This window comes from Pseudomonas sp. TKO26 (genome assembly GCF_003225665.1).
Taxonomy (GTDB): Bacteria; Pseudomonadota; Gammaproteobacteria; order Pseudomonadales; family Pseudomonadaceae; genus Aquipseudomonas; species Aquipseudomonas saponiphila.
In genome coordinates, this window is record NZ_QKLN01000004.1 from 114,600 (window position 1) to 132,222 (window position 17,623).

Annotated in this window: 21 protein-coding genes and 2 pseudogenes; 10 read left to right on the top strand and 13 right to left on the bottom strand. The window is 59.9% G+C overall.

What is annotated here, in order from left to right:
- Nucleotides 1–113: 113 nt before the first annotated feature.
- The gene (locus DNK59_RS07610; RefSeq protein ID WP_256596310.1) at nt 114–584 is read right to left on the bottom strand and encodes a helix-turn-helix domain-containing protein; all 471 of its coding nucleotides are present in this window, start codon (nt 582–584) and stop codon (nt 114–116) included.
- Nucleotides 585–657: 73 nt separating this feature from the next.
- On the opposite strand from DNK59_RS07610, the gene DNK59_RS07615 reads away from it, so the two are divergent.
- Nucleotides 658–1,275, top strand: a complete 618-nt coding sequence (locus DNK59_RS07615) for an FMN-dependent NADH-azoreductase (RefSeq protein ID WP_110722800.1) — start codon at nt 658–660, stop codon at nt 1,273–1,275.
- A 38-nt stretch (nt 1,276–1,313) separates the two neighbouring features.
- Nucleotides 1,314–1,664 (top strand): hypothetical protein, encoded by a 351-nt coding sequence (locus tag DNK59_RS07620; protein WP_177431215.1) that lies wholly within the window; start codon nt 1,314–1,316, stop codon nt 1,662–1,664.
- Here the strand turns inward: DNK59_RS07620 and chrA are convergent.
- The 5 genes and pseudogenes from chrA to DNK59_RS32450 all read right to left on the bottom strand — a co-directional run.
- Nucleotides 1,632–2,990: a chromate efflux transporter gene (gene chrA, locus DNK59_RS07625; protein ID WP_110722801.1), complete on the bottom strand. Its 1,359-nt coding sequence runs from the start codon at nt 2,988–2,990 to the stop codon at nt 1,632–1,634. The two genes, DNK59_RS07620 and chrA, sit on opposite strands and share 33 nt — an antisense overlap.
- Nucleotides 2,983–3,372, bottom strand: a pseudogene (locus tag DNK59_RS07630) (chromate resistance protein ChrB domain-containing protein); the annotation flags it as partial. The gene chrA and the pseudogene DNK59_RS07630, both read right to left, overlap by 8 nt.
- A gap of 164 nt (nt 3,373–3,536) precedes the next feature.
- Nucleotides 3,537–4,448, bottom strand: a complete 912-nt coding sequence (locus DNK59_RS07635; protein WP_110722802.1) for a bifunctional GNAT family N-acetyltransferase/nucleoside diphosphate kinase regulator — start codon at nt 4,446–4,448, stop codon at nt 3,537–3,539.
- 355 nt (nt 4,449–4,803) lie between these two features.
- On the bottom strand, nt 4,804–5,667 hold the full coding sequence (locus DNK59_RS32445) for a methyl-accepting chemotaxis protein (protein WP_371920267.1): 864 nt from the start codon (nt 5,665–5,667) through the stop codon (nt 4,804–4,806).
- Nucleotides 5,659–6,444, bottom strand: a pseudogene (locus DNK59_RS32450) (MCP four helix bundle domain-containing protein); the annotation flags it as partial. The pseudogene DNK59_RS32450 and the gene DNK59_RS32445, both read right to left, overlap by 9 nt.
- Before the next feature lie 533 nt (nt 6,445–6,977).
- Here DNK59_RS32450 and DNK59_RS07645 point away from each other — a divergent pair.
- Complete coding sequence (locus tag DNK59_RS07645; protein ID WP_110722804.1) at nt 6,978–8,483, top strand: diguanylate cyclase; 1,506 nt, start codon at nt 6,978–6,980, stop codon at nt 8,481–8,483.
- A 24-nt stretch (nt 8,484–8,507) separates the two neighbouring features.
- Here the strand turns inward: DNK59_RS07645 and DNK59_RS07650 are convergent, their stop codons facing one another.
- Nucleotides 8,508–8,669: a DUF2986 domain-containing protein gene (locus DNK59_RS07650; RefSeq protein ID WP_110722805.1), complete on the bottom strand. Its 162-nt coding sequence runs from the start codon at nt 8,667–8,669 to the stop codon at nt 8,508–8,510.
- A gap of 394 nt (nt 8,670–9,063) precedes the next feature.
- Here DNK59_RS07650 and DNK59_RS07655 point away from each other — a divergent pair, with 394 nt between their 5' ends.
- From DNK59_RS07655 to DNK59_RS07660, 3 genes are all read left to right on the top strand, one after another.
- Nucleotides 9,064–9,204 (top strand): hypothetical protein, encoded by a 141-nt coding sequence (locus tag DNK59_RS07655; RefSeq protein ID WP_003083582.1) that lies wholly within the window; start codon nt 9,064–9,066, stop codon nt 9,202–9,204.
- 61 nt (nt 9,205–9,265) lie between these two features.
- Nucleotides 9,266–9,403, top strand: coding sequence for a hypothetical protein (locus DNK59_RS31895; RefSeq protein ID WP_092314125.1), 138 nt, complete (start codon nt 9,266–9,268; stop codon nt 9,401–9,403).
- A 302-nt stretch (nt 9,404–9,705) separates the two neighbouring features.
- The gene (locus DNK59_RS07660; RefSeq protein WP_110722806.1) at nt 9,706–10,674 is read left to right on the top strand and encodes a threonine/serine dehydratase; all 969 of its coding nucleotides are present in this window, start codon (nt 9,706–9,708) and stop codon (nt 10,672–10,674) included.
- A gap of 67 nt (nt 10,675–10,741) precedes the next feature.
- Here DNK59_RS07660 and DNK59_RS07665 read toward each other — a convergent pair whose 3' ends face one another.
- Nucleotides 10,742–10,987 carry a hypothetical protein gene (locus DNK59_RS07665; RefSeq protein WP_110722807.1) on the bottom strand — a complete coding sequence of 82 codons (246 nt, stop codon included), beginning with the start codon at nt 10,985–10,987 and terminating at the stop codon, nt 10,742–10,744.
- Nucleotides 10,988–11,171: 184 nt separating this feature from the next.
- Here DNK59_RS07665 and DNK59_RS31785 point away from each other — a divergent pair, with 184 nt between their 5' ends.
- Together DNK59_RS31785 and DNK59_RS07670 are read left to right on the top strand one after the other, a co-directional pair.
- The gene (locus tag DNK59_RS31785; RefSeq protein ID WP_158288743.1) at nt 11,172–11,327 is read left to right on the top strand and encodes a hypothetical protein; all 156 of its coding nucleotides are present in this window, start codon (nt 11,172–11,174) and stop codon (nt 11,325–11,327) included.
- A gap of 70 nt (nt 11,328–11,397) precedes the next feature.
- Complete coding sequence (locus DNK59_RS07670) at nt 11,398–11,631, top strand: YceK/YidQ family lipoprotein (RefSeq protein ID WP_092314133.1); 234 nt, start codon at nt 11,398–11,400, stop codon at nt 11,629–11,631.
- Between the two features lie 94 nt (nt 11,632–11,725).
- Here the strand turns inward: DNK59_RS07670 and fabF are convergent, their stop codons facing one another.
- Entirely contained in the window at nt 11,726–12,994 is a 1,269-nt protein-coding gene (fabF, locus tag DNK59_RS07675) for a beta-ketoacyl-ACP synthase II (RefSeq protein WP_110722808.1), read from the bottom strand.
- A gap of 114 nt (nt 12,995–13,108) precedes the next feature.
- On the opposite strand from fabF, the gene DNK59_RS07680 reads away from it, so the two are divergent.
- Nucleotides 13,109–13,594: a helix-turn-helix domain-containing protein gene (locus DNK59_RS07680; protein ID WP_092314137.1), complete on the top strand. Its 486-nt coding sequence runs from the start codon at nt 13,109–13,111 to the stop codon at nt 13,592–13,594.
- On the opposite strand, the gene DNK59_RS07685 is transcribed toward DNK59_RS07680, so the two are convergent.
- The 4 genes from DNK59_RS07685 to DNK59_RS07700 form a co-directional block, all read right to left on the bottom strand.
- Entirely contained in the window at nt 13,581–14,498 is a 918-nt protein-coding gene (locus tag DNK59_RS07685; RefSeq protein ID WP_110722809.1) for a hypothetical protein, read from the bottom strand. The two genes, DNK59_RS07680 and DNK59_RS07685, sit on opposite strands and share 14 nt — an antisense overlap.
- Nucleotides 14,499–14,656: 158 nt before the next feature.
- Nucleotides 14,657–15,292 carry an HAD-IB family phosphatase gene (locus DNK59_RS07690; protein ID WP_256596311.1) on the bottom strand — a complete coding sequence of 212 codons (636 nt, stop codon included), beginning with the start codon at nt 15,290–15,292 and terminating at the stop codon, nt 14,657–14,659.
- Nucleotides 15,293–15,483: 191 nt separating this feature from the next.
- Nucleotides 15,484–16,020 carry an HD domain-containing protein gene (locus tag DNK59_RS07695; protein ID WP_110722811.1) on the bottom strand — a complete coding sequence of 179 codons (537 nt, stop codon included), beginning with the start codon at nt 16,018–16,020 and terminating at the stop codon, nt 15,484–15,486.
- Between the two features lie 58 nt (nt 16,021–16,078).
- Nucleotides 16,079–16,711, bottom strand: a complete 633-nt coding sequence (locus DNK59_RS07700; protein ID WP_110722812.1) for a TetR/AcrR family transcriptional regulator — start codon at nt 16,709–16,711, stop codon at nt 16,079–16,081.
- A 93-nt stretch (nt 16,712–16,804) separates the two neighbouring features.
- Between DNK59_RS07700 and DNK59_RS07705 the strand changes: the two genes are divergently transcribed.
- Nucleotides 16,805–17,413 carry an NAD(P)H-dependent oxidoreductase gene (locus tag DNK59_RS07705; protein ID WP_110722813.1) on the top strand — a complete coding sequence of 203 codons (609 nt, stop codon included), beginning with the start codon at nt 16,805–16,807 and terminating at the stop codon, nt 17,411–17,413.
- Nucleotides 17,414–17,623: the final 210 nt, after the last annotated feature.

Below are 17,623 nucleotides of genomic sequence, written 5' to 3' on the forward strand. Positions count from 1 at the left end.
TCGGGCTGAGCCAGTTTTCATCGTTTTCGCTCCTTGGTCATACCAGGTGCAACTAACTTCCCGGTCAACCGAGAATCTGCACGCCCGGTAACCCCGAGTCGCCTGAGATTCGCTTATCGACGTTCGTAGATAACGCCCTGAATCATCACCTGATCTGACTCGGGCTTTTCGTCAAAACGTTCGTGCGCCTGCGCAATGGCGAACTGGTTTTCGTTCGCCCAGTTGACCAGTGCCATCACCGGCTCCAGCAGCGTTTTTCCCATGTCGGTGAGTTCGTAATCGACGCGTGGAGGAATGGTCGGATACATCGTTCGGGTAATCAGTCCGTCACGTTCCAGCCCGCGCAAGGTCAGCGTCAGCATCCGTTGGGAAATGCCGTCGATGCCACGCTTCAATTCGTTGAAGCGCTGCGGGCCTTTAGCCAGCGTGGCGACGATGTAGAGGGTCCACTTGTCGCCGATGCGATCCAGGATTTTACGGGTCGCCAGACAGCCACCTGCGTCAGGAGCAGGCATGTCGGCAGGTAGTTCGGTGTGACTAAGTGACATGCGTGTGCCTTCTTGTGGGGAAACGGAAGTGACCATACCATCCTTCGTATGAATTGGTAATTTAGATTAAATAGTTTACTCAGTTCTTATTTTATACTTAGGAGCAGTCATGAGCCGTACTCTACTTGTCACTTCCAGTCCGCGCGGAGCGGACAGCCTTTCCACCCGCTTCGCCATTCAGATCACTGAAGGCATCCTGGGCCACTCGGGCGGCTCGCTTGTTGTGCGCGACCTTGCCGCCAATCCTCCACCGCACATCGCCCCGGCCTACATCGAGGGCCGCATCACATTGCCCGAAGAGCGCACGCCGGAACAGATCGAGGCCGTGAAGATCGCCCAGGAACTGGTGGATGAATTGAAGGCCGCCGATGTGATCGTGCTGGGGTCGGGCATGATCAACTTCGGCCCGTCCTCACAGCTCAAGGCATGGTTCGATCACGTCACTTGGCCAGGCATCACTTTCAGCTATGGCGACACCGGGCCGAAAGGATTGCTCGTTGGCAAGAAGGTCTATCTCGTTACCGCGGCTGGCGGCGTGTTTTCGGAAGGTGCTTGGGCGCCGTTCGACTTTCAAACCAACTATTTGCTGCACTTGCTCGGTTTCATCGGCTTGACCGACGTTGAAGTGGTACGCGTCGAAGGCACGGTGCTCGGTCCCGATGCGCTGCAGGCGGCAATCGCCAATACCGAAACAGCCATCAAATCCTTGTTGGCGAAGGTTGCGTGATCTCATGGGCGGGGTAAAACATCGCGCTGTTGTTCAGGATGATCGCGCGCAATGGCTATGAGGGCATCAAGCCGACAGGCAAATTGATCGCCAATTCGGGCTTGGACTGGACGCAGGAAGGCATCCCCAACCTCAAGGACGGCCGTGCTGATGGTGGCGTCAACGTGGGCTGGTATGGGAAAACCAAGCTCAGCATGAAGCTTTCCAGGGGTAGTCTCGCGAAGTTCCTTGAGGATCACGTGACTGACAAAGCGGTCCTACGCCTGGCACCTGCCATCGTAGTGATACGCCGTCCAGATCTGGCCGTTCATGCCCTTGCTGATACGGCGCGCCCAATACCCGGCAAAGACTGTCAGTTAGCGCAGCAGATGCACTGCCAAACCGACTAGCGCGCAGGCCATCAGCACTTGGATGACGCCCCGCTTGAAGCGGAACAAGGCAATCGCCGCTGCAACGGCGATCAGTGCAGAGGGCCAGTCGAGGTGGCCGCTGAAGCCTTTCGGCCAAATCGCGTGATAGCCGAAGAAACACGCCAGATTGAGGATCACCCCAACCACGGCAGCGGTGATGGCGGTAAGCGGTGCCGTGAACTTGAGTTCGTTGTGGGTCGACTCCACCAGAGGGCCGCCCGCGAGGATGAATAAAAATGATGGCAGGAAGGTGAACCATGTGACTAGCGCGGCGGCGACGGCTCCGGCCAGAAAGACCTGATCAGCCCCGAATACCTGCGAGACATAGGCCCCGATGAAGCCGACGAAGGCCACCACCATGATCAGTGGCCCTGGCGTGGTTTCTCCCAGCGCCAGCCCGTCGATCATCTGGGTTGGGGTCAGCCACCCATAGTGTCCGACTGCGCCTTGGTAGACATACGGCAGCACGGCGTAGGCCCCACCAAAGGTCAGCAAGGCGGCCTTGGTAAAGAACCATCCCATTTGGGTCAAGGTTCCTTCCCAACCAAAGAGCGCGGTCAAGGCACCCATCGGCAAAGCCCATAACAGGGCGCCGATCACTGCGAGCGATGCTAATTTCAACCAGCTAAAGCGGGCATGCTCCGGGGACGGAGTGTCGTCGTCGATCAAGGCCGGGCCGAAGGATTTCTTGGCGGCGCCATGGCCGCCGGTTCTGAATTTCGTGGGTGCCAGGCGTCCACCGACATAACCGATCAAGGCGGCCCCAAGAACGATCAATGGGAACGGAACATTGAATGCAAAGATCGCGGCAAATGAAGCCGCTGCTATCGCCCACAGCCAATTGTTCTTCAGCGCCCGAGAACCGATCCTATGTGCCGCCTGCACTACGATGGCTGTCACGGCAGGCTTGATGCCGTAGAAGAGCCCGGCTACCACCGGTACTTCGCCGAACGCGATGTACATCCACGACAGCGCGATCAGGATGAACAGTGAGGGCAGCACAAACAGCGCGCCGGCGATAACACCTCCCCACGTTCGATGCATCAGCCAGCCAATGTAAGTTGCCAACTGCTGCGCCTCTGGCCCAGGCAACAACATGCAGTAATTGAGGGCATGCAGAAATCTGTGTTCGGATATCCAGCGCCGCTGCTCCACCAATTCCTGGTGCATGATCGAGATCTGGCCCGCAGGCCCGCCGAAGCTGATGAAGCCGAGCTTCAACCAGAACCAGAACGCCTCACGCAGGCTGATCGCTTCCGGCTTCGACAGCTCTTCTTCAACCATGGGTGCCGATACCTTACTCATTGGGTTGTTCATCTTTCACAAAGCCGGCGAGCAGACCGTCGAAAATGGCGCTCGCAGCAGCCAGCAAATGGTCGTCGTCGGTAATGGTTTCGCGCAGGCCGGCAAGCACTCGCTCGACACCGGCTGCCTCCGCTGCATGAGTGCCTCCAACATCTAGGTAATGCACCAAGGCCGCGATACGGTTTAGGCCGGGCTCTTGAAGCTCGAAGCTGGCTTGCAAGGTCTCGAAAGTAACCCGGTTGCCCACATGACTGAAAGTCGCCTCAGCGAAATAAAAACTCAGCGCAGTGGCTGGGCAGTCCTGTGGCCTGTCCAGCCAGAGGATCTGAGCATCGTGGTCAATGAAGCGACGGATCAGCCAGGCACAAGCCAGGCGGTCAACCGAGAATGGCTGAGGTGAACAGAGGGGGAGCAGGTGCCTCGCGATGTGCCGGGTTCTGTAAGACTACCCTTGACCGTGCAACCAGCGCTCAGGCGCGGAAAGCGAGGCGCCGTCCTTTGGGGAATCCTGGTGCCCGATGTACGAACATCGGGCAAAAGGCTCAATTACAAGTGGAAGTCGCCCGCAGCCTCCGGCTGGTAAAGCACTTTCCGGATCTCGATCCTGCGGGTCCGATCAGAGATTCGCCAGTCGATGGCGTCTCCCTCCCGATAGCCAAGGATGGCGGCGCCTAAGTCGGAATACACGGAGTGCTTCCCTGCGTCGCAGTCCGCGTCTTCAGGGTAGACCAGGGCCACTTCGAGCTCTTCGTCATCCAGTTGCAGCAACGCCCTGGAGTTCATCGTGATGACATTGCCCGCCACCTGCTGCGGCTTGACGACAATGGCTCGTTCAAGCTCATGTTCAAGTTCTACAATCGCCGAGCCTTGCTCGAACACGATCAGGCTCTCGAGCCTGGCTTTGTCGATTTCAGTGATGTAGATCTCGGTGGAGTCGACAACGGTGCCTTCGCGCAAGAACTGGAGATAGCGCCCCGCGGTCATGGAAAATGATTTCAATGTCGGCGTTTCGCTTTCAAGCAGAAAGCCGCTGCGTTGAAAGGCTTTCAGCGAGCGTGCGTTGTCCGGGTGGATCTTGGCGATGAGCTTCTCGGCACGCATGTCGAGGAAGGCCAGTTTCATGCCTTCGCGGATGGTGCGGGCGCCGAGGTTTCGGCCCCATTTGTCGCTGTCTCCGATGACCAGGACTATCTCGCAGTTGGAGTCGGTCTTGATCAGACGGACAAAGCCCACCGGGGCGTCATGCCGGTCATAGGCCATGAAGAACCGGCCGCCTCGATTGAAAAGATGGGTCAGGATCGGCAATTGAGTCCGATCGATGACTTGTTCGATGGAGCGAGAGACATCACGCGAATCGCTCAGATAGCAGGTAACGCGCTCATCTTCCAACCAATCCATCAACGTCAGCGCGTGCGCCCGAGTGATTTCAGGGCACAGGGTAATGAAAGGCTTGTTCATCTAAACCACACTTCTTAGTAAAGGATGGAAGCCCTTCATGGCTAAAGTCACGACGGTTCTTCGGCAACCGCGCATTCTAAGATATACCGCGAGTAATAGCGAAGATCCCCGAGAGTTCGAGGAAAACATCGTATTGTCGAACCCGAGCCAGCCACGCGCTCAAGCGTCGATGAAGCCGACTCCATTCACGCTGTATTGAGCAATCAGTTCGGCAATGAAAGACGCTTGAGGCGGCAAACCTTCAACAAAGTGCTGCGGGCTGTCGGCGCCTCTCCGTAAGGGGAGGCGCTTGAGCTTGAGGAGAGTGTTGACCTGTCAGGCTGATGCCCGGTCTAGGCACTCAATGCTTTGCCCATCAAACGGTGAATCGGCTGATCAGCACGCCAAATGAGGTCGCGAGTCGCGACAGTTCGGCGCTTGAAGCGCTGGTTTGATGTGCGCCTGTCGCGGTTTGTGCGGAAAGATCCTGGATGTTGATCAGGTTACGGTCGACCTCGCGTGCGACCTGAGCTTGTTCTTCAGCTGCACTTGCGATGACCAGGTTCTTTTCGTTGATGACGGAAACGCCCTCGGTGATGCTGTCCAGGGCCTGGCCGGCCTCAATCGACTGCGCCCGTGTATCGGCGGCCAGCTCTTTGCTTTTGTTCATCGCAAGGACGGCTTCTTCAGCTCCCGAGCGCACCTGTTGCATCATCGATTCGATGTCCGCCGTCGACGCCTGGGTCCTGTGGGCCAGTGCGCGGACTTCATCGGCCACCACTGCGAAGCCGCGACCCTGTTCACCCGCCCGGGCGGCTTCGATGGCCGCATTGAGGGCCAGGAGATTGGTCTGCTCGGCGATGGCCCTGATCACTTCAAGCACTTTCGTGATCTCGTTGACGCGGGTTGCGAGCACCTCAACCTTGCCGGTCGAATTGGCAATTTCGTCTGCCATTGCGCCAACGGAGTCAACGGCCCTGCGCACTTGATCGCGCCCTTGCACGGCGCTGCGGCTGGTCTGCTCGGAGGCTTCTGAGGCGCCTGTGGCATTGCGGGCAACTTCTTCCACTGCCGCGGTCATTTCGTTTACCGCCGTTGCCGCTTGCTGAATCTCGTCATTCTGTCGCGTCATACTCCGCGAGCTTTCTTCCGTGACGGCGTTCAGCTCTTCGGATGCAGAGGCCAGTTGGTCAGCAGCACTGCCAATCTCCTTGACCGTGGCCCGCAGGTTTTGCTGCATTTTATCCAGCGCATTGAGCAGTGCACTGACCTCATCCCGGCCGCTGACCTGAATGCTCTTGGAAAGGTTGCCTTCCGCTACTTCCTCTGCGCTGTGGACAGCGATGGAAAGTGGCCGGGTGATCGAGCGGGTGATGATCATGCCCAACGAGACGGCCGCGATGAACGCGATCAGCACCCCGATGCCCAATGTCCAGTAAGCACTGGTAGTGGCGGCCTCGGCTGCGTCGGCGGCTTCACCGCTTTGGCGATAGTTGGAGGCAACTATGATTTGCAGTTGATCGATGATGCGCTTGGACGCCGGGGCAACCTGCTGCTGGAAAGTCTGCATGGCACCATCAAGGTCGCCAGATCTCGCCAGGGCGATGACTTTGTTCGCCCCCTGAACGTAGGCCGGCCAGTCCTTTTCGAACTGATCGCCCGCCACCCGCTCGTCATCGGCGAGAGGCGTCTGGCGATATTCCTTGAAAAGCCGCTCAACTTCCTTCTGGTTTTCGGACATGGACTGTACTGCCGCTTCAAACTTCCCTGAATCCGCCTTGGTGTACTTAAAAAGCAGGGCTGCATGCAGATCCCTGGAGTAGGCAAAAACACCGGCCCGAGCATTGCCCGTATTGTTAACGGACACCAGGTTGTTGCTAACGATTTCGTTTATTGTTGTTTTTAGCGATGCGATACCCGAGCGTCCCAAGAGCCCCACTCCCAGTGTGATGATGGCGCACACCACAAATGCAGAGATTAATCGTGTGGAAAGCTTGATGTTACGTAATGCGTCCATAGGACCCTCGACGAACTCTTAGTTGGCTGGCCCAAGCTGGCTTGGGTTTCCATGTATCCGCCGGAATATCTATTAACTTTAATGGCGAGCCGGTTTTTTTTGAGCACGATCATTAACTAGCTAAGTTTTTTTCTGCACTGAGTCATGGGTTTGATTTGGAACTAACGTGCAGTATTAACAATAAGGTTTCGTCTGCAGTCATTGTTGGTGTCATAAGCGATATTGACGGGGGCCAAACACCGTCTGGTGATGAGGGCCGCGATGGTGCGGCCAGTGGCACGCATGCGACACTTGTCGCCCGAAAAAACAGGCTGTGTATCTGCGTCGCAGGTACAGAGCTGTGTTTCGCAGTTGCGTCATTCTTGACGTTGCAGTGGGCACGGTGACTTCTTCTGGTGCTGATTAATGACTATGCATTTACTACTAGTTGATCTGCAATGGACTTTTGACCTCCCGCAACGGGTTTAAATTTCTACCAATCTATTACAACCGCTACACTAGAACTTGAACCGTACTATCCATAAGGTGGGAACGTGAAGCGTGATACACGCTTGGTTGTGCTTTTGCTGTTGGTCGTTGGTTGCTCCCTGGCGTCATTGACTGTCTGGAAAGTATTGGCATCTCGCGAGCAGGTATTAAGGGATGTCAATGTTCACGGTCTGAACCTGACCCAGGCGCTTGCTACCTACACCGAAGGGATAGTTCGTCAAAGCTCGGCGCTGTTGCTCGGGCTGGTCGAGCGCCTGGAAACCGAAGGTAGCGGTCCTCCTCAGATTCAGCGCCTGAGTAAGCTGATCCACCGGCAGGAACCGCTGATGCCACAGCTCAGCGGCGTCACCATTTACGATAATCAGGGCCGTTGGTTGATGTCTTCCAATCGGCCGATTCCTGCCGGGGCGAACAGCAGTGATCGGGCCTATTTCATTCATCATCGCGACGATCCATCCCGTGAAACCTTTATCGGGCCGCCCATCCAGAGCCGCTCCAATCAGGAGTGGGTGATTACCCTCAGTCGGCGTTTCAATGATTCTCGCGGCGAGTTTGCCGGAGTCGTGGCGGTTACCCTGGGGATCGAAAACTTCCTGCGGTTGTTTGGCAAGATCGATGTAGGGCAGGAGGGGGCCATCGGCTTGTCCAATACCGATGGTACGTTGCTGGTTCGCTATCCCTTCCGTGAGCAGGATATGGGGCGCAACTTTTCCAAGTCGCCGATCTATGCCAAGTACCTTGTCGATCGAACCGCCGGTACCGCGTCGTTTACCTCCAGCCTGGACGGTGTCGAGCGTCTTTATGCCTTTCGCAAGAGTGACCAGCTGCCTGTGATCACGACTGTTGCTCTCGGCAAGCGAGAGGCCCTGGCTGCGTGGCGTATGGAGGCGTTGTTGTCGACGGTCGTGGTGGTGGGGCTGCTGGGGCTTACCGCTCTGATCGGTTGCTTCTTGATCCTGGATATTCGCCGGCGAACCGAGGTTGAAGGCCAGTTGCGAGGCGCCCAGCAGCAGTTGCTCTCATCCAATCGCCAACTGGAGTTGCTGGCCATGAAGGACCCCTTGACGGGGCTGGCCAATCGGCGCTGCTTCGACGAGAGCCTCGCCACCGAAGCGCGTCGGGCACAACGTGCCAATGCCTCGTTGGTATTGATGATGATCGATATCGACTACTTCAAACTGTTTAACGATTCGCTCGGGCATGTAGCCGGAGACGCCTGCCTGCAGGCGGTTGGCAGAATCCTGGAGGAGTGTGTGCGACGGCCGTCGGATCTGGTGGCACGTTATGGCGGAGAGGAGATGGGCGTCATCATGCCGGGTACCGACAGCGACGGTGCGAGGATAGTGGCGCAACATATTCTCAGTCGCTTGGAGCAGGAGAACATTGCGCACGCTTCCAGCCCGTTGGGGCGGGTGAGTGTAAGCATAGGAATCGCCGCCGCCACGGGTGTGGAGTTGAACCATCTGCAAGGACTGATCGAAGCGGCAGATCAGGCGCTGTACATTGCCAAGGCATCGGGACGTAACCAGTTTGCCGAGGCAAAGGTGTAGTGGGCGTATGCCAGGCGTGCAGTATCAGCTGTCGGGGACGATGGCCGGGTCTTGAGCGACTTGCTCCGCCAGTTTCAATCGGTCGGCCTTGCTGATGTAGGTCGACTTCTTTTTCGGTGCCAGTTTGGCGCTGGCCTTCTTGGCGTTGGCCTTCAGCAGTTGGTTTATTTTCTTGCGGCGATTCATCGTTGTTACTCGGCGGATAAGTTGCCGGATGATATCAGCTAAGGGGATTGGGCCGTTCACCTGTGCCGAGTACGGGGGGCGCCGGGTCCTGTCGGCCTTGATCAGCTCAGCAGTTCTTGTCCTTGTCGTCGATCACGCAGGCCAGGGTGATGATGTCGTGACCTTCGGTGTACAGGGTGACAACGAGGGCCTCATGCCCCGCTCGGGGCAGATGACCAGTGCTGTGACACTGTGCCGCACTGGCGCAATTGCAGACTGTGGTCTTTGCTGTTGCGGGCCCGCTGGCGGAAGTGCTGGCAGGGCTTGCTGCGCGCCGTGCCATGGGCGTGCATCCGCCCCCTGAGACAAGGGGAAGGCGCGGATCGTGATCATTGTCTCGACCAAGGAGGTCAGGTTGAAAAGAAAAATGCTGGCGGCTTCGTTGCTGCTATGGATGTTCTCGCTGACAGCGCAGGCGGACTGCGCGGTGCTCGGGCCTGGTGAGGATCCGTGTGCCGGTCCGGTGCTCGGCCCGACGGTCTGCGAGTGCCCTTGATGACTGTCCGTGCCCTTGCCCGGGCACATGGACGATTGGATGACTGACCAGGAGGTCGCAAATGAAGAAAGTGCTGTTGGCGGTATTGCTGCTGTGTGGTTTCTCCCTGACTGCCCAGGCCTCGTGCCCGGTGTTCGGCCCGTCCAAGGATCCGTGCAGCGGTCCGGTATTCGGTCCATCGACCTGCGAATGCCCTTGAGATAGTGGCTATGGCAGGCCCGACGCAAATCGGGTCTGCCCGCTCCGCTGGCCGCTCGGCAAGTGCCGCAGCGTCTCTGGCAAATGCTTCACAGGTGGGTAATCAATTGCTGGTGATACCCACTTTCACCGATGGGGGCCGGACAGCGGCTTTCATCGAACGGCTGAATCCGCTCAATGTGTGGCGCGCAGCTCAGGTTGTCCTGTATTTTTCACCAGGGTCGGCAGGCAGTCTGAATCCAAGCCGACCAGGCGCGGACGTTGGAAGTCCCGTGCATCTCAATCCAAGGACAGCAGCCCCAGATGACTCAGCTAATTGATTTCAAATCCATCGTTGCAGCGGCGCAACGGATAGATGGATCGGTAACTCGCACGCCGACGGTCAACAGTTCAATGCTCAGCGACAAGGCTCGGCGGCCCGTCTTTCTCAAGCTTGAAAACATGCAGGTCGGGGGCTCGTTCAAGGCCCGCGGGGTGCTCAACAAGTTTTCGGCGCTTGCCAAGAATCTCGACGACAACCATTTCGTTGCCGTAAGTGGTGGCAATTTCGGGATTGCCATCGGCGAGGCGGCCAAGTGCTTCGGCGCCAAGGTAACGGTGATCATGCCCGAGAGCGCGCCCTCAACATCGGTCGAGCGAATTCGCGCCAGTGGCAGTTCGGTGATTATCGAAAAAGACGTTCATGGTGCATTTGCCCGGGCCAAGGCGCTTGAGGAGCAGGGCTATGTGGTTATCGACGATTGCGCCGACACCCTGATCGCCGAGGGGCATGGCACCCTGGCCCTTGAGTTCATTGCCGACTGCCCGTCCCTGACCGACGTATTCGTCGCGGTGGGTGGTGGGGCGATGCTGGCGGGAGTGGCCACGGCGTTGAAGGCGATCAAGCCCGGAATCCGTGTCTGGGGCGTCGAGACTGCCGGCGCAAGCTCCATGCAACAGGCGTTGCAGGCAGGCAAGCCAGTGGACGTGGAGATCAGTTCGATCGTCTCGACCCTGGGTGTTCCCATCATCGATGAGCTGATGTTTGCTCATGCGCGCCACTATCTGGAAGACATGCTTGTGGTTTCTGACCATGACGCCATCAAGGGCATGGTTTGCTTTGCGCAGGACGCCAGGCAATGGGTCGAACTGGCTTGCGGAGCGCTGGTTCCGGCCATGCTGGCCACCGCGCCGAGGCTGCCCGAGGACGCGGTCATCGGTCTGGTGGTCTGTGGCGGCAACATATCCCTTCAAGACATGAGCAAATGGGCCGCCTACGCGGGAATATCCTGAGTCCCCCCTGGGGTTTTCCTTGCATCAGGCTGGATGGTCAGGTCGGCGGCCTGCTGTTCGCAACGAATCAGCGAAGGCTATCGGCGGCACTGGGCATGGGTAGTGGCGGCAGGCTCGTGTCGCGAATGGCTGCTTCGAGCTTGTCCTGATAGAGGCTCAGAATGGAGTAGTCGAGCTTCTGGGTGATGTTCGCGCCACCTGCGCAATTTTGCAGCAGCTCGTCCAGTGCGCCGGCCACCAGGTCAGCGGTGACTTGCAGGACATTCAAGCCAAACGGGCTATCGACAATGACCAGACTCGTTAAATCGTACATACAACCCCTGCGGTCACTGTGATCAACAATAGTGGCTATGAGCCATCGCTATGTTAACTAAACCGCCGCCGGGCTGTCACTGGGCCGGCACGTTGGCATATGGGTTTTTCGGCGGTGAATTTCCTGCACCCGGATGCCCCTGTGTGTACCATTCGGGCCCGCGTAACAATCAGGTTCGATCTGCATGCTGAGACTGACAAAGGGTGATCACCAGCGCTCGCGCCAGGCGCGTTACGCGGCGGTGGTTGATGAAGTCAGGGAAACCCTGAGGCAATGTGGCTTCGAGATCCATCGCAACCCTACGCAAAGCCTGCAGATCCATTGCGACTACAAGGCTTGAGAGTGTGCAGTGCCGCGTCGGCCATGCAGCGCCCGGGGGCGCTTGCCGATGCTAGTGATAAGGATGTTACGTGTTGCGAAGTCTGTTGTTGCTGGCGCTGGCCCTGGGGCTGAATGGGTGCACCGCATTGATTGTCCGAACCACGCCCGACACCTGCCCCTATATCGGTGTGCGCATGGACTGGGCACTGGCGAAGGAAAACAACGGCGTGCTCTGGCCATTGCTGGCGCTGGATGCACCCTTTTCCGGCGTGGTGGATACCTTGATGTTTCCTTTTGAATATCAGTACAGCTGCTCGCTTTGATGCTCGGCGCTCGCAGGTCCGGCTCAGGCCGGACCGCCGGGGTTGCAGCCCAAGCTGGCTGAAACCCCGACACTGAGTCTGTCGACTGCCAGCACTATTCCCAGCGCTTGAACAGCACGCTGGCATTGACCCCGCCAAAACCAAAGCCGTTGGACAGGGCGTATTGCATGGCCACTTGGCGTGCCCGGCCGCTGACCAGATCAAGGCCCGCAGCGTCGTGGTCGGGGTTTTCCAGGTTGAGCGTGGCCGGGGCGATCTGGTCGCGCAAGGCGAGAATGGTAAAGATCGCCTCGATCCCGCCGGCCGCGCCCAGCAAATGGCCAGTGGCGGATTTGGTCGCGCTGATGGCCGGGCCGCGGCCGCTGCCGAACACGCTCTTGATCGCTGCCAGTTCGCCTTTGTCGCCCACGGGGGTGGACGTGGCATGGGCATTCAGATGCTGTACCTGGGCCGGCTGGACGCCGGCCTGGTTCAGTGCCTGCTGCATGGCACGCCGCGCACCGTCGCCATCTTCAGGGCCGGCTGTCATGTGGTAGGCATCGGCGCTGGTGCCGTAGCCCACCAGTTCGGCGATGGGCTGCGCGCCTCGGGCCAGGGCATGCTCCAGCTCCTCTATGACCAGCAGACCGGCGCCTTCGCCCATGACGAACCCGTCCCGGGCCTGATCGAAGGGGCGCGAGGCGCGCTCCGGCGTGTCGTTGTAATCGCTGGACAAGGCCCGCGCAGCGGCGAAGCCAGCCAGGCTGACCTGGTGAATTGCCGCTTCCGCTCCGCCACAGACGGCGATATCGATTTCTCCGGCGCGGATCATTCGCGCCGCGTCACCGATGGCCTGGACTCCGGCCGCGCAGGCAGTGACAGGCGCTCCCAGTGGCCCCTTGAGGCTGTGGCGGATCGAAACGTGGCCGGCGGCCATATTGCTCAGGAATGACGGAATGGTGAAGGGCGACAGGCGCCGCGGGCCTTTGCTGTCGCTGGTGCGCACGGCATCGGCAATCGCCGGGAAGCCTCCGACTCCCGAGGCAATGATGGTGGCGGTGCGTTCCTGGGCGGCGGCGTTATCGGGTTTCCACTGCGCCTGGGCCAGGGCCTCTTCCGCCGCGGCCAGGGCGAAGAGAATGAAACGGTCCATCTTGCGCTGTTCCTTGGGCGTCAGCAGACGGTCCGGATCGAAGCCGGCCTGCGGATCCTGCTGCGAGTCGGGCACCTGGCCGCCAATGGTGGTGGACAGACCCTGGATGAACTCCTGTGGCAGTTGACGGATGCCGGACTGCCCCGCCAGCAGGCGTTGCCAGACCTGTTCAACGCCACAGCCCAGTGGAGTGATTGCGCCCATGCCGGTGACTACGATGCGTTTACTCATGTGGGTCCTGCTCCTTCGCTTGTTTGGGGGGAACAACGAAATGTGGACGATACTATCATCATGAAAGTAACATCCCGTTCCACAAAAAACCGAGGTGCACTGCAGGAGCCCGTCATGCAACGAAAAAGTCTGATCGAAGCCGAATGTCCCATCGCCAGGAGCCTGGAGCGGGTCGGCGAATGGTGGAGCATCTTGATCATGCGCGACGCGCTGCATGGCTTGAGGCGCTTCGACGAGTTCTCCCGCAGCCTGGACATTGCCCCGAACATGCTGACCCGGCGCCTGAACGCGCTGGTGGAGGCTGGGTTGCTGGAGCGTCGCGCCTACAGCGAGCGGCCCTTGCGCCATGAATATGTGCCCACCGCCAAGGGCGAGGACTTTCGCGTGGTGTTGCTGGCATTCGTGGCATGGGGCAACCGCCACTTCGCTCCCGAAGGCGAGAGCGTGCAACTGATCGAGCGTGCAAGCGGACGACCTGTGCAGCCGGTCATGGCGGATGTGGCCGATGGGCATCTGGTGCCGTTGCAGGACTGCACCGTGCAGGCCGGGCCCGCCGCCAGTGCCAGCATGCGCCAGCGCTTTGCGACTATGGCGGATTGAGCGCGCCGGGGGCGGGCTGATTCTGCGCCACGCCCGCGTTGGCTTGGGGCGCGGCTTGTTGGGCCTCAATGGCTGGCGCGGGCCCGCTGGCGGCAGGGTTGAGGCTAGTGGGGATCAGTTTGCCGACCACATAGCCGCTGTGGCTGATCAGGGCCAGCAACAGCAGGGTGCTGTGCAGTTTCGGCAAGTCCTGCATAACCCAGTAGCCGGACCCCAGGCTATGGCCGACGGCTGCCCCATACACCAGGATCACCAGCAGGGTGATCAACAACATCTGCAGGCGCGGCAGGTCAACGATGGTGCCGTTGGTCACGTCTTCACCGCGAATCAGATCGGCCAGTCGCGCGTCCTTCGGATCACCTTTCATCAACACCTGGCCATTGGCCGAAGGCATGGCGGCCAGCTTCTGACTGTCGAGCAACTGCTGACCGGTGCTGGTCAGCGCAACGCTGTCGGTAGGTTGCTCGGCTTTACGACTCAGGGCCATGGGCGCGCTGACGAAACTGGCCAGGCTGAAGCCCATCAAGGCGATCAGGTTGTAATCCAGATCTACTGTCAGCGCCGTGGTGGCATCGCCGCGGACAATGTTGGCGATGTACACCGTGTACAAGGTGGCCAGCACCAGCAGGGTCCACAGGCTCATCTGCAGACGCGACAGCGAGTAGCGATTGCGCTCGTCGATCAGTACCCCGAGGACGCGCCCGCGAATGCGCAGGCCGGCCAGCACGAACAGCGCGGCCAGGCCCAGCAGACAGCAGCCCCAGGCGCTCAGTCGAGGCCAGTCGATATGGGGGGCAAACGGCGGGTAGGTGATGGGGCGGGGATGACCGAGGAGGATGAGCGTGGGGACTATGACCGCCAGCAGCACGGCCAGGGTGCGCAGCAGATAAGCATGAGCTTTCACGGTGGCAGGCCCTCTCCCTGTGTGGGCGGCTCATGTCCTGATCTGCGTGAGCCGCTTTTGTGCAGGCGGCGGGTCCTTTGGCGAGCGTCCCGGCGCCTGCTCTTGGGTATAGCGAATCCTTGTGCGGGCGACCGGCCGTTGGTCGGGTGCCGAGGGCGTCAGCGAGGAGCTTGCCCGCGGCGCCAGCTTGGGTGGAAGTGTCGCCAGTGAGGGTCCTGGGCCGCTGCCAGCAGCTCATGGTCGCCCCGGGTATCGCCCCAGGCCCGGACACGGTACTGGCTCAATGGGCCGTAGACGCTTTCCAGGCGCAGTACCTTGTTCTGGCAGCGGCAATTGTGACCCGCGATATGTCCGGTCAGTACGCCGTCGACCACCTCCAGTTCGGTGCCGATCAATTGGACTCCCAGGCGCGTGGCGAAAGGTTGCAGGACCAGGGCCGGCGAGGCCGAGCACAAGGTTACCCGTGCACCGGAGCGCAGTTCGTCGGCCACTGCCTGCAGACCGTTTGGACGCATCAGCCGGCTCCAGGACCGCCGGCAGAAGGCTTCAGCCTGTTGTTGCACCCATGTCGCTTCGACACCAGTCAGAAAGGTGCGGATCAATTGTGCCTTGAGCTGGTCGCGGTCCATCCGCCGAGCCAGATACTCCAGGCTGGGCAAGGCCAGCCTGAGGATTTTCCGGTTGAAGCGCTGCTTGCCGAAGGCAAACCGCAGGAAGGGCACGAAGCTGTCATGGCGGGTGGGGGGGCCGGCAAAGTCGAATACCGAGAGCACCTGGGCTGCATCGGCGTCCACTGCCCGGGGGTCCCGGGGAGGCGCAGGCGTTTGACCGTCTGCTGTCGAGGGGCTCATGGGCGTGGGAGCAGGGGAGTGGGGCGACATGCTGTTCTCGGTGGTGGGGGCGGCCTGCTGGTCGGGCCGCCGGGAGTGCCAGGGTTGGCAGCAGTTTACGCCTTGCTGGCGGCCGGGTGCGGATCGCCGGTGATTCACCAGCGCAGCATGGGCAGGGGCTTCCAGGGCCGGGTCAGGCACTGCTTGGCGGACAATTGAACCAGCCGCAGATGAAAGCCCGCGTCAGGAAAAGCCGAGAAGATCTGTCGCCGTACGTCCCGCGGGATGCCGAAACTGATCAGCCCCAGGGATACATCGATCCAGTCGGCACGCCGGAAACTCTCCACCAGGCTGCCGGGATGAGCCGTGGCAGCACCGACTTTGTGGTGCAGTTCGATCATCGCCAGCACTTCGCTTTTCCATTCGGGCCTGGCGATCTCATCCAGATGGGCCTCGGCCAGCTGTAGCGAGGGAGGCAGGTAGTCAAAGGTCCTGGCGGTCCAGATCCCCAAGTCATGGAAGGCGCCGGCGATGGCCAGTTTTTCCAGTTGCTCGGCGTTGGCGTCGATCAGCAGATTGCAGAAGTTGATGACTCGGTAGACGTGGTTGCGATAGCCGAGGAAGTCCTTGCCCAGCGCCGGGCGATGGCGCTGGAGCAATTCATCCAGAGGTTCCAAGCGGGTCAGTAGCATTGCTTCTTCCTTGCAGGCTCGATGCCTGGGCACGGTCGTCAATGTCCGGATACCAGTGTTAGTTCGCAGTGGTGGCTTGGCTGCGCGCTCTTTCAACCATGGCCACGATGGTGGCGCGCAGTTCTTCCTGGGCTTGTTCGGGGCTGATTTCACCCAGCGCCGCCGCGTGAGAGAGCGCTTCGGCGGCACCGAGCATTGCCCGTAAGCCGGCCGTGGTCAGCATTGCACCAGCGGCGAAGGGCTCCAGGTTGGCGCGGCATTTTTCCAGGAATAGCCGTTGGTAGTCGCGCTTGATGGTTTCCAGCTCCGGTGAGCTGGCCAGGGCCGCGATGACTCCCGGGATCTCCCGGCCCTGCAGCAGCACGCATTCCACATAAGAGCTGGCAATGACCGTGGAGCGGGCGGCCAGAGTCGGTTCGCAGGCTTCCAGGGCCCGATCCATCAGTACGGTCTGGCGCTGGTCGAAATCCTCATAGAGCGTCGCCAGGAGTACTGCCCGGGTGGCGAAATGGTCGTAGACCACCGGTTTGGTGACCTCGGCCTGCTCCGCCAGGTGGCCCAAAGTCAGGGCTTCGGTGCCATGCTCGCGGACAATCTGCCAGGCCACGGCGATCAACTGTTGCAGGCGCTGTTCCCGGGACAGGCGGCGTCGCGGTACGGAAGCAGGGGCGGGTTTCTGACGGCTTGACATGATTATATACCAAAGGTAACTTAATGACTTAACTTACTAAAAGTATATAGATTCCGGTTAATCCTGCGCAATCCGTCCTTTGGAGTACTCGTCATGCACGCTCTCATCGTTGTCGCTCATCACGACCCCAAGTCCCTGACCCACAGTCTCGCGCGGCAGATTGCCGAGGGGCTGGGACGTTCTTGCGAACATTCCAGCGAGATCGCCGATCTGTGGGCTGAAGGATTTGACCCGCGTTTCGCCGCCGCCGATATCGCGGTGCATCGCACTCAGGTGCCGCCTCCCGCGGATGTGCTCGCCGAACAGGCGCGTATCGACCGAGCCGACGCCCTGGTGCTGGTCTACCCGGTGTACTGGTGGTCCATGCCGGCGTTGCTCAAGGGTTGGATCGACCGGGTTTTCGCCAATGGCTGGGCCTTCGACTTTCGAGCTGACGCCAAGCTGGTGAAAAAACTCGGGCAGTTACAGGTGCATCTGTTGGGTGTGGCTGGAGCCGATGCCGGTACCTATGAACGGCATGGCTATCGCCAGGCGATGCAGACCCAGATCGATCACGGCATCTTTGACTACTGCGGAGCCCGAGTGCTGAGTTCGCAATTGCTGTTTGATTCTGAGGGCGGCGAGGTGATCCCGGCTCTGGAGCAGGCGCACGCGCTCGGACAGACACTGTTCAGCGTCAACCAGGAAAGCGAGCCGGCGTGAAGGCGAAAGGCGGGGGAGGGGCAATGCGGTGGGCGCGATCGATGGGATTGAGGTCTTTCAGCCCCAGCAGCACCAGGCAAAGGTGGTCAGGCAGAGCATCAGGGGCAGGGCGTCGAGAAAGTCATTCATACCAGCACACACCATAGAGAACGGTGCCGGCAATTTATGATGGGCAGGCACGTCTGTCTGTTGCGATTTTGTGAATTTTCA